Here is a 14,697-nt window from a genome sequence, read left to right on the forward strand (position 1 = left end):
TGGCTCCGGTTCCTCGCCCCCATGGAATGGGGGAGAGGTGCCGAGCGAAGCGAGGCGGAGGGGGTTCTTTTGTCAAATTATGGACGGAGTCCATGTCGGCGAGCGCTCCGCAGACCCGGGTCTCACCGCCGAGGAATAGCGCCGCTGCCTCTATAAGCCCTTGCCGGCAGCAATCCTCGGCGACTGCAAGTCCGGCGTCGAGCGCCGCCGCCACGTCCGCGCTAGAAAGCGCGCCTACTCCCACCGTCACCAGCCTCTCCCCGAGATCGCTGTCCGGCTGGAGCGACGAAGCCGGCGCCCGCTCGACTGCGGGATGCTCCGGCAGGTCGACGGCATTGGCGATGATCGTCGCGGCGGCGTCGGCTGCCGCGGCATCCGCCGCTAGCACCGTGACCGCATCGGCTATGCCAAGCGAATGGCTGCGCCCGCGCCAGCCGGACGTAGCGACCCCGCGCACCGGGTCTTCCGCCTGGATCGTCACGCGGTCGGCAAAGCCATGGCCCGTGCCGGCGATCGCGATGCTCATTGTCTCGCCGTCGCCAAGATGCAACGCGCTGTCGCCGCCATTGTTGACATAGGCTTTTTGCAGCGTCCGTCCGGCAAGCATGGCCGCCATAAGCTCGTCTGCGACCGAGCCCGCGACCGCCGCCATCGGCGTGATAAAGTCTTTTGCGTGGGGACACACCGCGCGCTCCATCCGCCGGGCCGTCGGACCGGCGAAAGCCCGTGGCCGCAGCCCGGCCGGGCGGCGCAGTTCCGGCAATTCCTCCACAAGCTCAGTCAGAATGGTTTCGAAGCGCGCCACCGCCTGGCCATACGCGGCGTGCATTTCCTTGGGCTCGCCAAAGGCCTCGACGATCAGATCGATCGGGCCGTGATTGAGGTGAAGCCGCCGCCCGTCCTCCAGCCAGTTCGCCTGCGGGCCGGTCATGACGCGCCTCCGGGCGGCACGCGGCGCAATTGCTGCAGCGGCGGCCACGGATTGTCGGCGGCCGCTGCCTTCTGCGCGCGCGGGTTCAGATATTCGCCGCCGGAGGCGACGATGTCTTCGACGGTGCGGATTTCCGAGGCGTAGCCGCCGAGGCGAAGATAATCGTCGCGGCGGAGCGTGAATTCGATCGGCGCGACCAAAGCAGGCGTCGGCACATAGCCGAAGGCGTTTTCCGGCACCCGCATCACGTCGACCATCAGCGTGATGCCGCCGCCCGGCCAGATATAAGTGGGCGCGCCGCCGACCGTGACATAGGTGTTCAGCCCCTGCACCGAGCGGGTCAGGTTGACTGGGTTCTCGACCACGCCGGCCCTTAGCGACCCGCCCGCGCCGCCGACGAACAGCACCGTGCACAGCGCCGGCTCGCAATTGTCCTCGATCAGCCCGACGGATTTTCTCAGCCTTTCTGGAAACGGCTTTTCGACGGGCTTCAGATCGTCGTCGAGCTCGAAATAGGCGAACTGCTCGCCGGTGGTCGAAACCATCAGCAGCGACAGGCCGGGTCGCGCGCCCTTCTTCGGGTTCCAATCGCCGAGAATCGACAGCGGATCGGAGATCGTCGTGCCGCCCCAGCCGACGCCCGGCTCCGAAACCTTAAAATAGCGCCCCGGCGTCGAGCGGCGGCCAAGAATCTTGATGCCGGTGTCCTCCCAGCCCAGCACCTTGCCGGCCTGATGCTCGGAAACCACGCCGGTGATATGGTCGTCCACCACGACCACCTCGTCGACCAGTCCGCGCCACTGCGTAGCAAACATGCCGATGGTCGCCGAACCGCAGCCGACGCGCATGCGGTGCTCCATCTGCCCGTCGATGATCGGCGCCTTGCCGGCTTCGACGATGATCGTCGCGCCGCCGTCGACCGCAAGCTCCACCGGCTTGCGGTTGCACAGGTCAAGCAGCGTTTCGCAGGTCACGCGGCCTTCCGCCTTCGAGCCGCCGGTCAGATGATGGACGCCGCCCAGCGACAGCATCTGCGAGCCGTATTCGCCGGTGGTGACATGGCCGACAGCCTCGCCCTGCGCCCGCACCGTCGCCGTTTCGGGGCCGATGTGGCGGTCCGTGTCGATCTTCACCTTGACGCCGCAATAGGAGAAAATCCCTTCCGTGACCACGGTCACGAGATCGACGCCCTCGACTTCCTGGCTGATGATGAAGGGCGCAGGCTTATAGTCGGGATAGGTCGTGCCGGCGCCGATGGCCGTGACGAACCGCCTTCCCGTATTGACCAGTTCGCCGTCCCATTCCTCGCCGGCGAAGGACACGACAGCCGAACCCGCCTCGGCGGTGTGTTCCAAAATGGTCAGCGGGTCGCAGCGCACGATCCTGCCGCCGACATTGCCGTAGCGGTCGCAGGCCCCGGTGCGGCCCTCGGCGATGTAGCACATGACCGGGCAGGCGTCGCAGCGGATCTTTTCGCCGACCTGTTTTGCGCCGGCCTCCGCCGTTTCGAAGCGTTCGGACAATTCGCTCATCGGTGCGCTTCCGCTTCGCGGATCGCCGCGCGGATGCGGCTCGGCGTCGCCGGCACTTTCGTCACCAGAACGCCGGTCGCGTGGCGGATCGCGTTGAGGATCGCGGGCGCTGTCGGGATCAGCACATGCTCGCCCAATCCCTTGGCCCCAAAAGGTCCTTCCGGATCCGGAACTTCTATCAAGATGGTTTCGATCGGCGGCACGTCGCCGATCGTCGGGATGAGATAGTCGTGCAGGTTCTCGGTGCGGCCCGGAATATATTCTTCCATAAGCGCCATGCCGATGCCTTGGGCGATGCCGCCCTCGATCTGGCCTTCGGCAAGCACGGGATTGATCGCCTTGCCGACATCGTGCGCCGCGGTGAATTTTAGCAGCTTGACCGTGCCGAGCTTCATATCGACTTCGAGCTCGGCGATCTGCGCGCCGAACCCATACTGCGCGTAGGGCTTGCCCTGGCCTTTGGCATCGAGCGGCGTCACCGGTGGATCGTAGGTTTCCTCCGCCCCGAAGACGAACCCGTCAGCATCGGCTTTCATGCCGGCGAGATCGAGGCGGCGGACCGCATCGCCCTCGCGGATGACAAGCGTTGCACCCTCGAATTGCAGCGTCGCCTTTTCCGAGACATTGGCGAAGCGCAGGATTTTTTCGCGCAAGGCGCGCGCGGCCTTTTCAGCCGCTTTGCCGCTGACAAAAGTCTGGCGCGAGGCCGACGTCTTGCCGGCATCGGGCGTGATTGCGGTGTCGGCGCTCTTCAACCGAAGCGTTTCGAGTGGCACACCCAGCGCATCCGCCGCGATCTGGGCGATGACGGTGTTGGAGCCCTGGCCGATGTCGACCGCGCCCTGATGCAGCCCGACCGCGCCGTCAGCCGAAATGCCGAGCTTGATCGTCGATGGGTTGGGCAAGGAGGTGTTGCCGCAGCCATACCAGCACGAAGCGATGCCGACGCCGCGCTTGCGGTCGCCGTGTTTCGTATTGAAGCTCTCCGCGTCGGCAAGCGCCCGCGCCCAATGCGGCTTCAGCGCTTCGAGGCAATCGGCAATGCCGACACCTGCCGAAAGCACCTGCCCAGTAACCGTTTCGCACCCGTTTCGAAGCGCATTCTTCAAGCGGAACTCAAGGCGATCCATGCTTAGCTTGGCGGCCAGCTCGTCATATAGCGTTTCCTGCGTGATCGTCGCCTGCGGCACGCCGAAGCCGCGAAACGCGCCGGAGATCGGGCCATTGGTATGGATGGCGCGGCCCTCGGCGCGGTAGTGCGGCGTCACATAAGGACCCGACGCGTGGACCGGGACGCGGTTGGCCACCGTCGGCCCCCAGCTCGCATAGGCGCCGGTGTTGAAATCGCCGGAAAAGATCATCCCGCAGACAATCCCGTCGGCATTAGCGCCGATCGTCGCCTTCATCGATCCCGGATGGCGTTTTGTGGTCGACATCATGGATTCGTTGCGGGTGTAGGCGAGAGCCGCCGGACGGCCGGTCTTCAGCGCGACGAGGCCGACCAGCGGCTGCAGCGAGACATCGAGCTTGGAGCCGAAGCCGCCGCCGGTGGCTGTCGGCACGATACGGACTTTTTCGGGCGGCAGGCCAAGCACTTTTGCCGTGTCGTCGCGGTCCATATAGGGCGCCTGGGTGCAGGCGGTGACGACCAGCGTGTCGCCGTCCATACAGGCAAAACCGGCTTCCGGCTCGATGTAGGCGTGCTCGACATAGGAGGTTTCGATCGCGCCGGAGACTGTATGAGCGGCATTGGCGAGAGCGGTTTCGGGTTCGCCGCGCTCGACGAAGCCCGCCGTCAGCAGATTTCGGCCCCGCCCGGCATGAATCTCGAAAGCGTCCTCGGCCTGCGCCTCGCCCGGCTGCAGCACATGCGGCAATTCGGTCCACGTCACGGGGAATTGCGTCAGGTCGAGATCGGCGATCACAGCGCGCTCGCCAGCAATCAGCGCGACAGCCTCGCCGCGAAACCGCGCGCTGCCCTCGGCAAGTGCCGGCTGGTCGGCGAAGGGCGGGATGACGCCGAATCTGTTTACCCCGGGAATATCGGCGGCGGTGAAGACGCCGGCGATGCCGGGATTACTTGCGACATAGGCGTCGAGATCGCCGAAAGAAAAGCGCGCGTGATAATGCGGCGAGCGCACGACTAGGACGTAAAGTGCTTCGACCGGAAAGGAGTCGCCGCCGAATTTTTCCGCACCGCTGACTTTTGCAACGCCATCAAGCCTGACCGGAGACGCACCGACGGCATGGCCGGCCGGCGGGAGGCGGCGGTCGAACCCTGCCTCGCGCCTTTCTAAAGCGAGGGCAATCGGCATCTGCCCCTCACCCTTACCCTCTTCCCGTGATCCTTCGACAAGCTCAGGACAGGGAGAGGGGGGCATCAGCATCGCGGCAGCCTCTCTTCTCTCCGCCACTTGCGGGGAGAAGGTGCCGGCAGGCGGATGAGGGGCGGCGCCACCGTTCGCATGCTGTGCACGGTGCGAAGCATCCATCACCGCCGCGATAATTTTCCGATAGCCGGTGCAGCGGCAGAGCACGCCGCCGAGCGCGTCCTGGACTTCGCTCTCATCCGGATGCGGATTCCTGTCTAGAAGTGCGGTCGCCGCCATCAGCAGGCCCGGCGTGCAGATGCCGCACTGAGCAGCGCCGTGTTCGAGGAAGGACGCCTGAAGCGCCGAAAGCCTGCCATTGGCGAGGCCCTCGACGGTCCGCACCTTCCTGCCGCCGGTCGATGCAACGGGCGTCAGGCAGCCGCACACCGGCTCGCCGTCGAGAAGCACGGTGCAGGCGCCGCAATCACCCGCGTCGCAGCCGACCTTGGTGCCTGTCAGATGGAGTTCGTCGCGCAGCACCGAAGACAGCCGCGCCACCGGCGAAACATCGACCGACACAGCAGCGCCATTAAGCTCGAAATCAATGTGCATGTTCATGCAGCCACCGTTTCGGTGCCGGAATAACCGCTCGCAGCCATGACCGCGCGAAAGACGATCTCACGCGCAGCGTCGAGCCGGTATTCCGCGGTGCCGCGCACGTCGTCGATCGGCGACAGCTCCGCCAGTTGCGCCTCGGCGATAACGTCCCGGAGCGCCGGCCCGGCAGTCCGGCCGCGCAATGCGGCTTCCAGGCCGGTCAGGCGTTTGGCCACCGCCGAGCAGGAGCCGACCGCGATTGCGGCGTCGGCTATGCGGTCGTCCTCGCCCACGACAACCCGCGCGGCGGCCATGGCGATCGAAATGACCAGATAGCGCCGCGCACCGAGCTTCTGGAAATTAGACGCGCCGACGGCCGAGCTTTTCGGCACGCGGATCGTGGTCACCATTTCGCCGGGCTGCAAGGCCGTGCGCCGATTGCCCAGGATGAAATCGCCCAGCGGCAGATATCGCGTCCCGCCGAGCGAGTGCAGCTCTACATCCGCATCAAGAATGAGCAGCGGCGGCACGCCGTCAGCCGCTGGCGAGGCGTTGCACAGATTGCCCGCAACGGTGGCGGTATTCTGGATCTGCACCGAGCCGACCTCGCGCCCGGCCTGCCGCAACGCATCGAATGCAGGCGGCAGGTCCGCCTTGACGATATCCGTCCATGTCGTGCGCGCGCCGATGACGAAATGCGAGGCGGTTTCCGCGAGGCCGCGCAGTTCCGCGAGCCCATTTATATCGAGCACGTTTTCCCTGAGCGGCTTTGACCCTAATGCGGGATAAAAATCCGTGCCGCCGGCCAGAACCCGCCATTGCGTCTCGCCAAGCAGGGCAAGCGCATCGTCGAGATCGGTGGGTTTCGCGTAACGGATCACGCAATGCCTCCCGGCGCCGGCCGGTCAAAATTCATTCGTACGCAAATGATATCAAGGCCGCGTGGATTGTCAAAGCGGAGTTTTGGCCCGGTCGCCGTTGCGGCGGTATTGCGAGGCGAAAGCCGGTTGACGGCGATGCCGCTTTCGGCCGAACCTTGCCCGGATCGCCGAAGCAAATGCAGGATTGAAATCATGGACCGGCAGGCACTGATCGTCATCGATCTCCAGAACGATTTCTGTCCCGGCGGCGCGCTTCCGGTCGCCGGCGGGCACGAGATCGTGCCTCTGGTCAACGACCTCATCCAGCGCTTCGATCACGTCGTGCTGACGCAGGACTGGCACCCGGCGGGGCACTCGAGCTTCGCCTCGACACACCCCGGCAAGCAGCCGTTCGAGACAGTCCAGATGCCTTATGGCGGCCAGACTCTGTGGCCCGATCACTGCATCCAGGGCTCCAGCGGCGCGGCGTTCCACCCGGCGCTGCAATGTACGAAGGCCGAAATGGTCATCCGCAAGGGAGTCCGCACCGCGATCGACAGCTATTCGGCGTTCTATGAGAACGACCACGCCACGCCGACAGGCCTTGCAGGCTATCTGCGCGAGCGCGGGATCGAGGAACTGACGCTGGTCGGGCTGGCGACGGACTATTGCGTCGCCTATTCGGCGCTCGACGCGGTGCAACAAGGCTTCCATACGACCGTGCGTCTCGACGCCTGCCGCGCCATCGATCTCGGCGGCTCGCTGAAGCAGATGACTGACACGATGCGCGAGGCAGGCGTGAGGCTGGTCTGACTGAGCCGTTTCAGTGAGCGCTACCCCACCCCAACATAGCGCTGCACAAAGGCCGGGTCCTCGCGCAATTTTTCCACGCCGACGGTCTCGCGGTCGCGGCCGTTCTCGATGAAGGACACCCGGTCGGCGACCGACAGCACGGCGTCGACGCGCTGCTCGACCAGGATCGTCGATACGCCGCGCTCGCGCAGTTTTGCTACCGTCTCGCGGATTTTCGCGATCATCGACGGCATCAACCCTTCGGTAGGCTCGTCGAGCAGCAGCACTTCGGGCTCAAGGCAGAGCGCCCGGGCCATGGCCAGCATCTGCTGCTCGCCGCCGGACAGGGTGCCGGAACGCTGGCGCAGGCGTTCGCGCAAAACGGGGAAGAGGTCGAGGACGGCCTCGCGAACGGCGCTTCCCTTGCCGCGCGTCATCAGCCCGATCTCGATGTTCTCGGCGACGGTCATCTCGGCGAACAGCCGCCGCCCCTGCGGGACATAGGCGACGCCCGCTCTGGGCACCTCGTGCACGGCGAGCTTGGTCAGGTCATGGCCATCGAGCATGATCGAGCCGGAGCGTGCCGGCGCCAGCCCCATGATCGCCTTCAGCGTCGTGGTCTTGCCGGCGCCGTTGCGGCCGAGCAGGCAGAGCACCTCGCCCTTCCGGAGTTCGAGGTTCAAGCCATGCAGCACCTGCACCTCGCCGTAGAAGCAGTCGAGCCCGGAAATCGTCAGCGCGCTGGTCATGCTTCGGTTCCGAGATAGGCGCGCTGCACCTCGGCATTGGCGCGGATCTGTTCGGGCGTGCCCTCGGCCAGGATTTTTCCGGCGTTCATCACGGTTATGCGGTCGGCGAGCCCCATAACCACCTGCATGTTGTGCTCGATCAAAAGCACCGTTGCGTCGCGCGCGATCTCGCGCACGAGGTCCATGAAGCCGGCGATCTCGCCGTCCGAAAGCCCTTGTGTCGGCTCGTCGAGGATGAGCAGGCGCGGCTTCAGCGCCAGCCCCATCGCCACTTCCAGCAGGCGCTGGTGACCGTAGGACAGCGCCCCGGCAATCGTGTCGGCGCGATTGGCCAGCCCGGTGCGCTCGAGCGCCGACATCACGCCCGCATGCAGGCGCCCCTTGGAGCGCCCGTCGGTCAGCGTGCGCTGCACCGGCAACGCGACATTGTCGTAGGCGGTGAGGTTGGAAAACACGCTGGTGATCTGGAACGTGTAGGCGATGCCGCGCCGCACCCGGTCATGCGCCGGCAGGTCGGTGATGTCGTTGCCGTCGAACACGATCTCGCCGGAAGTAGGAGGCACGCGGCCGCAGATCAGGCTGACGAAGGTGGTCTTGCCGGCGCCGTTGGGGCCGATCACGGCGCGGATCTCGCCAGGCATGATGGCGAAGTCGACGCCGTCGACGGCGTGAAGTCCGCCATAATGCTTGCCGAGGTTCCTGGTCGTGAGAAGCGGCGTCATGGCAGCCACCTTACCCACCGCTCGCGCACCGTGCCCAGTATGCCTTTCGGGAAATAGAGCACGAGCAGGATCAGCGCGACGCCGACGATCAGCAGGTAAGCCGAGGTGTAGCCGCTGGTGATGTCCACCACGTAGAACATGAACAGCGTTCCGACCAAGGGACCGAGCGTGGTCGCCGCGCCGCCGAGCAGCACCCAGAGCAGCGGCAGGATGGAATACTGCACCGTGGCGAAAGTCGAGCCGACATAGCCGAAGAGCAGCGCATAGGAGGCTCCCGCGGCGGCGCAGATGACGCCCGAAACGACGACGGCAGTGAGTTTGTTGGCAAAAGTATCGTAGCCGAGCATGCGGGTCCGCTCCTCGTTCTCGCGGATCGCCACCAGAACGCGGCCATGCGCCGAGCGAACGATCGCCAGCGTGACCAGCAGCACGACCGAGAAAAGCACCAGCGCCGCCATGTAGCGGGTCGCCGGATCGGTCAGGTTGAAATGCAGGTCGCCAAGCGTGATGCGTCGCGCCTCCTGGCTGATGACAAACCCTTCATCGCCGCGCGTCCATTCGGCGAAATAAAGCGTCAGCAGATAAAACACCTGGGCAAACATCATGGTGACGATCATGAAGGCGACGCCGGTGGTGCGCAGCGCGAGCACGCCTATGACCAGCGCCAGCAATGCGCCGGAAGCGATGCCTGCCGCAAAGCCCGAAGCCATGCCCCAGCCGAGATGCGAGACGGTCAGTCCGGCGCCGTAGAGCCCAGCCGAGAAAAACATTGCGTGCCCGAGGCTGAGCAGGCCGGAATAGCCGAACAGGATGTTGTAGCCCATGGCGAAGACCGCCAGCACCATGACGCGCGCCAGCACGCCGTGATGGTATTCAGGCAGCACGAAGTTCAGCGCGAATAGCGCGGCGATGACTGCGGCGTGCAGCAGATATACTTTCCCGGTCGAATCTTTCGCGTTCATCTGGCCGCCGTGCCGAACAGGCCCTGCGGGCGGAACACCAGCACCATTGCAACGATCAGCGTGGCGATTATCTTGGCCAGCGTCGGCGAGAAGAACACCGAAATGATGCCGTCGCTTAAGCCGATCAGCACGGCTGCGACCACTGTGCCGCGCAGCGAGCCGAGGCCGCCGATGATGACCACGATGAAGGACAGAAGCAGCGGATCGAGCCCCATCAGATAGTGCGCCTGCTGGATAGGCACGACCAGCACGGCAGCGACCGCCGCCAGCATCGCGCCGAGCGCGAAGACGCCGGCATAGACCCAGCCGACCGGAATGCCGAAGGCTTGCGCCGTCTCGCGGTCGTATTGCGTGGCGCGCATGACGAGGCCGATTTTCGTACGGGTCAGCACGAACCAGGTGGCCAGAAGCAGGATGGCGGAGAAGGCGATGACCGAGAGCTTGTAGCCGGAATAGCCGAACCACGGCAGCAGGATGCGGTAGCTGAACGGCGCCTCGACCGGCCGCGCCTCGGGTCCGTAGAAGGTCAGCGCCAGCTGCTGGATGATGTAGAGCATGCCGATAGTGGCGACGATCGTGGCTTCCGGATTGTAGTTCAGCCTTCGCAGCACCAGCCGCTCCGCCACCAGCGCGATTGCGCCGACGATCAGCGGGCTGAAGACGAGCGCCAGCAGGAAGCCGATTGCTGGATGGCCGGTGGCGAGCGAGGCGATCCACCAGGCAAGTACGGCGCCCAGCATGAAGAACTCGCCATGCGCGACATTGACCACGCGCATGACGCCGAACACCAGCGACAAGCCCAGCGCTGTCAGCGCCAGCACGGCGGAAGTGACCAGGCCTTCAAGCGCGGCAAGGAGGAGGTGGGGGCCGAAGGACATTCAGGCAGGCCGCGTTAGGACATACCACCCTGCCCGATAGGGCAGAGTGGTATCGTAGAATTCGGCAGTCTCATCCCGCCGAAAACTCACAACGCCTGCGTCGTGTAATCGCCCTCGGGCTCGTACAGCCCGTCCTCGATCGAGGTCCGGTGCACCACCTTCAGCTTGCCGCCTTCGACGACGGAAATGTTCTGGTGGCCGAAGCACTGGTGGATCTTACCGTTGAAGGTCTTGTCGCCCTGCGGATGTTCCGGCCCTTCCTTGAATTCCGTCAGCGCCTCGGTCGCCTCGACGAGCTTGCCGCGGTCTTCCGGGCCCTTGTAGCCTGCTGCTTCCATCGCCTGCTTGACGACATAGAGCGTCTCCCAGCAGCCGAACATATGGGCTGAGGTCGAAACGTCCTTCGGGTCGCCGACGGCTGCGCCGTTCTCGTCGATGCCAACGGCGTTGCGATAGGCTTTCACCGCGTCCGACGCGTCCGGCTGCAGATAGCGCGGCATGCCTTCCCAGAAATGGCTGCCCTCGAGGAATTCGAGGCCCGGGCTCGCCATGTCGACCGCCTCGAGCGAGTCGATGAAGCCGAACAGCTGCGGCCGGTTGGTGCCGTAGAACTCGCCGAGCTCTTTCACGAAAGTCAGCACGGCCGGGCCGACCATGACGTGGTAGATCACCTCTGTCTCGGCCGGAATCTGCGGGAAGTAGCGGGTGAACGAGCTTTCGGTCGGCGGGATCGGAATCTGGGCGATGACCTCGCCGCCCTGCGCCGCGATCGCCGGTGTGAAATAGTCGCGATGGTCGTGACCGAAAGCGAAATCAGGGTAGATCATGGTGATCTTCTTGCCGACATTGGCGGCGATCCACGGCGCCATCGAAATCACCTGGCTCTTCACGTCGGTAATGCCGGGCTGGAAGCAGTAGCGATTCATCTTGGTCGAGGCGACGTGGTGGCCCTCGCTGACCACGTAATAGGGCATTTTCAGCTCGCCCGCGGTCGGCGCGGAACCGATCACGACATGCGAAAACAGCGTGCCGAAGACGATGTCGGTCTTGTGCTGGCTGGCGAACTTTCCGACCACCTCGGCGCCGCGCTTGGGATCGGTGCCGTCGTCCTCGGTGATGATCTCGACCGGCCGGCCATTGATGCCGCCGGCCTCGTTGATGAGCTTGAGCGCGGCGGCGGTCGTCTTCTCGTACCAGCGGCCATAGGCGGCGCCGATGCCGGTGCGGTGCGCCTGGAAACCGATCTTGATCGGAGCCGAGCTTTGCGCCTGCGAATAGCGTACGAAACCGGGCGCCGCCATCAGCCCGGCAGACGCCGCCAGACCCTTGAGCGCGCTGCGGCGGTTCAGGCCGATCAGGCCCGAATTCCTGTTCTTGTCGATCATGCCGGTTCCCCTTGTTTTGAGTTATGAACGCGTGCTCGCTTCGCCCATTTTCGAAGCGGAAAATTGCATGTGTACAAACTAAATCATCAAACCCAAGGCATGGCAAGAGCGCTTGCCGCAGGGTCATGACGGACCTGTCGTAGGCTCAGCCGGCGGTCGGAGTGGACAGCAGCCACAGCCCGAAAACCGTGTAGAAAATCATCAAGAGCGTCAGCGGCAATTGGCTGAGCGCAGCCTTGGCCGGCGACGGATGCAGGCGGAATGCCAGCGCATGGGCGACGAGCACCGCCAGCACATGCCCGCCGACGATCGCCGCCGCCTGGAAGTTCCAGATCGTCCACGCCGCGCCCGAACCCATTGTCAAACCGGCGCCGATATGGAGATGCGCCGTGCCGAACAGATTCCACCCCCAACCGAACGGATCGGAAATTGCCACCAGCGCATATTGGCCGTTGACCAGCAGCGCGGTCAGGTAATGCGAAAAATGATAGGCGAGCGCGATCGGCACGATCGACCAGACGAAAAGCCCTGCCGCCTCGCGAAACGGATGACCGCCTCCGGCCAGACGCTCGCCAACCCAGACCACAAAGAGATAGATCGCCGCAAGCGCTGCAAACATCAACGCCAGTCCGGCGCTGTTGATGCCGACCAGCGCCGAGCGGCCGGGAAACTCCAGCGGATTGACGCCGTTGAAGCCGAGCCACAGGAACGTCTTGGAAAACCCGTCGAACGACACCGAACTCAGCGTCAGCAGCAGAAAAAGCATGCCGCTCGGCGGCAGGGGTTTTGCGCGCCAGAGCTTTGCTCCGGGAAAGCACAGCGACAGCCCGCGCTTGCCTGCGGCGATCTCCGGCCATGCTTCCACCGCCCCAAAGCGCGAAACCATGCGGAAGAACACCGACAGGAACTCGCCGTGCCGGCTCCAGCCCTCGTAGCCAAAAACCAGCATGCAGGCGAAACTCGTGGCCCAGTAGAGCGCCACCGCAATCGCCAGCCGCGCCGGATCGTCGGGCGCCGGATAGACCAGCTCGAACCACGCGAAGCCGGCAAACAAAACCAGCGCCGGCCAGTAGTCGAGCCCGGCCGGCATGGCGCGGTTACCCAAGCGCGGAGATGCCGACGAGACAAGCCGCCATGGCCCGTACCACGGATTGATCCACGCCCAGACATCGCCAAACGCGCCGTGCACCAGTGTCAGCCCGACCCAGAGCAGGGTCCATATTGTCAGCGGCAGAGGGTTGGACAACGGATCGCGGCTGCCGATCAATCCGGCAACGACCAGCACCGCAAGGATGGCAAGCGAGAGCAGGCTGGTCCACATCCGCCCGCCATCGCTGATACGGCCGAGCGGCAGGCGCAGCGCCGCAGCGCGCCCGAGCAGGTTGGGCGGCAGCACCGCCAGCACAAGAAAACTCGCCGCCACGGCCATCGCCCCGCCAATGACGTAATAGCCGGTCGGCAGGAGAAGAACGTGCCCGCGCTCTGAGGCGTGGGCAAAAGCGGGGGTCGGCAGGAACGTTAATGCAAGAGCTGGTAATGCCGCCGGCAATGAACGGATGCGTGAAACCAGCCCCTCATCCCCTCCAGTAAGCGTCACACCTTGACCAACTGCTCCACCCGGTCCTTTTCGCCAAAAATCCGCAGGTAGCGCTTGATCTCGCGCGGATCGCCGGTTGCCTTGGCCGGATTGTCCGCCAGCTTGACGGCCGGCCGGCCGTTCGCCTCCGTCACCTTGCAGACCAGCGAGATCGCCTTCAGCCCGTCCGTTTCACCATACGGCGCGCTGCCCTCGAAATCGTTTGTCAGATTGGTGCCCCAGCCGAAGGACATGCGCACCTTGCCCTCGAAATGCTTGTAGGTCTCGATGATCGTGTCGACCTCCAGCCCATCGGAGAAGATCAGCAGTTTCTGGCGCGGATCCTTGCCCTTCTCGCGCCACCACTCGATGATGCGCTCGCCGCCCTCGATCGGTGGGGCGCTGTCCGGGCGGAAGCCGGTCCAGTCGGCCACCCAGTCGGGCGCGTCGCGCAGGAAGGCCGCCGTTCCGAACGCGTCGGGCAGCACGATCAACAGATTGCCGCCATAGTAGCGCTGCCAGTCCCGCAGAACCTTGTAGGGCGCTTTCTTCAGTTCCGCCTCATTGTCGGCGAGCGCCGCCAGCACCATCGGCAGCTCGTGCGCGTTGGTGCCGAGCGCTTCGAGATCGGTGTCCATGGCGAGCTTGACGTTGCTGGTGCCGGTGAAGGCCTCGCCTATGCCTTCCTTCAGCGCCTCGACGCACCAGCGCTGCCACAGAAAGCTGTGCCGCCGGCGCGTACCGAAATCCGAGATGCGGATGCCGGGCAGCTTCTTCAGCTGCTCGGTCTTGGCCCACATCTTTGCTTTCGCGCGGGCATAAAGCACGTCGAGCGCGAACGGCCCGAAAGCCTTCATCGCCGAGCGCGAGCGCAGCTCGTTGATAATGGCGAGCGCGGGTATCTCCCACATCGTGGTGTACATCCACGGCCCGTGGAATTCGAGCTCGAACTGCCCGTCGCGCTTGTGCAATTCGTATTCTGGAAGCTGGAAATCTTCGAGCCAAGCAAGGAATTCGGGCTCGAATATCTGCTTGCGACCATAAAAAGTGTTGCCGCCCAGCCAGATCATTTCCTTCTTGGTGAAGCGGAGCGTGCGGACATGGTCGAGTTGCGCGCGCAGTTCCTGCTCGTCGATCTCGTCGGCCAGCCTGACCGAGGTGGCGCGGTTGATCAGCGAGAAGGTGGCGTCGACCTTGGGATACATGCCCCAGATCATCTGCAGCATCAGCAGCTTGTAGAAATCCGTGTCGAGCAGGCTGCGCACGATCGGATCGAGCTTCCAGGTGTGGTTGTAGACGCGCCGCGCTATATCCGTCCGTGCCACCATTTTGGGAGCCTTCCTGCTATCTTTCGACAGCGCCTATAGCATCGAAAATGCCGCCGCGCTTCAGGATTTGAGC

The 14,697-nt window shown here is 64.6% G+C and carries 11 protein-coding genes and 1 pseudogene; 1 reads left to right on the forward strand and 11 read right to left on the reverse strand.

Annotated elements, in window-relative coordinates; genetic code table 11:
- Positions 1-97: 97 nt before the first annotated feature.
- The 4 genes and pseudogenes from ACG873_RS25005 to ACG873_RS25020 all read right to left on the reverse strand — a co-directional run.
- Positions 98-931, reverse strand: a pseudogene (locus ACG873_RS25005) (UPF0280 family protein); the annotation flags it as partial.
- Entirely contained in the window at positions 928-2,463 is a 1,536-nt protein-coding gene (locus ACG873_RS25010; RefSeq protein ID WP_394888482.1) for a 6-hydroxynicotinate reductase, read from the reverse strand. The pseudogene ACG873_RS25005 and the gene ACG873_RS25010, both read right to left, overlap by 4 nt.
- On the reverse strand, positions 2,460-5,393 hold the full coding sequence (locus tag ACG873_RS25015) for a molybdopterin-dependent oxidoreductase (protein WP_394888483.1): 2,934 nt from the start codon (positions 5,391-5,393) through the stop codon (positions 2,460-2,462). Before ACG873_RS25015 ends, ACG873_RS25010 begins: the two co-directional genes overlap by 4 nt.
- Positions 5,390-6,253 (reverse strand): FAD binding domain-containing protein, encoded by an 864-nt coding sequence (locus ACG873_RS25020; RefSeq protein WP_394888484.1) that lies wholly within the window; start codon positions 6,251-6,253, stop codon positions 5,390-5,392. The genes ACG873_RS25015 and ACG873_RS25020 overlap by 4 nt, the downstream gene beginning before the upstream one ends.
- Positions 6,254-6,445: 192 nt before the next feature.
- On the opposite strand from ACG873_RS25020, the gene pncA reads away from it, so the two are divergent.
- The gene (gene pncA / locus ACG873_RS25025; protein WP_394888485.1) at positions 6,446-7,045 is read left to right on the forward strand and encodes a bifunctional nicotinamidase/pyrazinamidase; all 600 of its coding nucleotides are present in this window, start codon (positions 6,446-6,448) and stop codon (positions 7,043-7,045) included.
- 20 nt (positions 7,046-7,065) lie between these two features.
- Here pncA and ACG873_RS25030 read toward each other — a convergent pair whose 3' ends face one another.
- The 7 genes from ACG873_RS25030 to pncB form a co-directional block, all read right to left on the reverse strand.
- Positions 7,066-7,773, reverse strand: a complete 708-nt coding sequence (locus ACG873_RS25030) for an ABC transporter ATP-binding protein (protein ID WP_394888486.1) — start codon at positions 7,771-7,773, stop codon at positions 7,066-7,068.
- A complete protein-coding gene (locus ACG873_RS25035; protein WP_394888487.1) occupies positions 7,770-8,495 on the reverse strand; it encodes an ABC transporter ATP-binding protein in 726 nt (241 codons plus the stop codon). Before ACG873_RS25035 ends, ACG873_RS25030 begins: the two co-directional genes overlap by 4 nt.
- Positions 8,492-9,457 (reverse strand): branched-chain amino acid ABC transporter permease, encoded by a 966-nt coding sequence (locus ACG873_RS25040; RefSeq protein WP_394888488.1) that lies wholly within the window; start codon positions 9,455-9,457, stop codon positions 8,492-8,494. The genes ACG873_RS25035 and ACG873_RS25040 overlap by 4 nt, the downstream gene beginning before the upstream one ends.
- Positions 9,454-10,335, reverse strand: coding sequence for a branched-chain amino acid ABC transporter permease (locus ACG873_RS25045; protein ID WP_394888489.1), 882 nt, complete (start codon positions 10,333-10,335; stop codon positions 9,454-9,456). Before ACG873_RS25045 ends, ACG873_RS25040 begins: the two co-directional genes overlap by 4 nt.
- A gap of 86 nt (positions 10,336-10,421) precedes the next feature.
- On the reverse strand, positions 10,422-11,720 hold the full coding sequence (locus ACG873_RS25050; RefSeq protein WP_394888490.1) for an ABC transporter substrate-binding protein: 1,299 nt from the start codon (positions 11,718-11,720) through the stop codon (positions 10,422-10,424).
- Between the two features lie 145 nt (positions 11,721-11,865).
- Complete coding sequence (locus ACG873_RS25055; RefSeq protein WP_394888491.1) at positions 11,866-13,143, reverse strand: hypothetical protein; 1,278 nt, start codon at positions 13,141-13,143, stop codon at positions 11,866-11,868.
- A 170-nt stretch (positions 13,144-13,313) separates the two neighbouring features.
- Positions 13,314-14,621 carry a nicotinate phosphoribosyltransferase gene (gene pncB, locus ACG873_RS25060; protein WP_394893688.1) on the reverse strand — a complete coding sequence of 436 codons (1,308 nt, stop codon included), beginning with the start codon at positions 14,619-14,621 and terminating at the stop codon, positions 13,314-13,316.
- Positions 14,622-14,697 lie beyond the last annotated feature (76 nt).

The sequence above is a fragment of the Allomesorhizobium aridi genome, from assembly GCF_043769475.1.
Lineage (GTDB): Bacteria > Pseudomonadota > Alphaproteobacteria > Rhizobiales > Rhizobiaceae > Allomesorhizobium.

Coding starts and splice junctions, on each gene's coding strand:
- ACG873_RS25010 (WP_394888482.1), bottom strand. CDS start 2,463: ATGAGCGAATTGTCCGAACGCTTCGAAACGGCGGAGGCCGGCGCAAAA.
- ACG873_RS25015 (WP_394888483.1), bottom strand. CDS start 5,393: ATGAACATGCACATTGATTTCGAGCTTAATGGCGCTGCTGTGTCGGTC.
- pncA (WP_394888485.1), top strand. CDS start 6,446: ATGGACCGGCAGGCACTGATCGTCATCGATCTCCAGAACGATTTCTGT.
- ACG873_RS25030 (WP_394888486.1), bottom strand. CDS start 7,773: ATGACCAGCGCGCTGACGATTTCCGGGCTCGACTGCTTCTACGGCGAG.
- ACG873_RS25035 (WP_394888487.1), bottom strand. CDS start 8,495: ATGACGCCGCTTCTCACGACCAGGAACCTCGGCAAGCATTATGGCGGA.
- ACG873_RS25040 (WP_394888488.1), bottom strand. CDS start 9,457: ATGAACGCGAAAGATTCGACCGGGAAAGTATATCTGCTGCACGCCGCA.
- ACG873_RS25045 (WP_394888489.1), bottom strand. CDS start 10,335: ATGTCCTTCGGCCCCCACCTCCTCCTTGCCGCGCTTGAAGGCCTGGTC.
- ACG873_RS25050 (WP_394888490.1), bottom strand. CDS start 11,720: ATGATCGACAAGAACAGGAATTCGGGCCTGATCGGCCTGAACCGCCGC.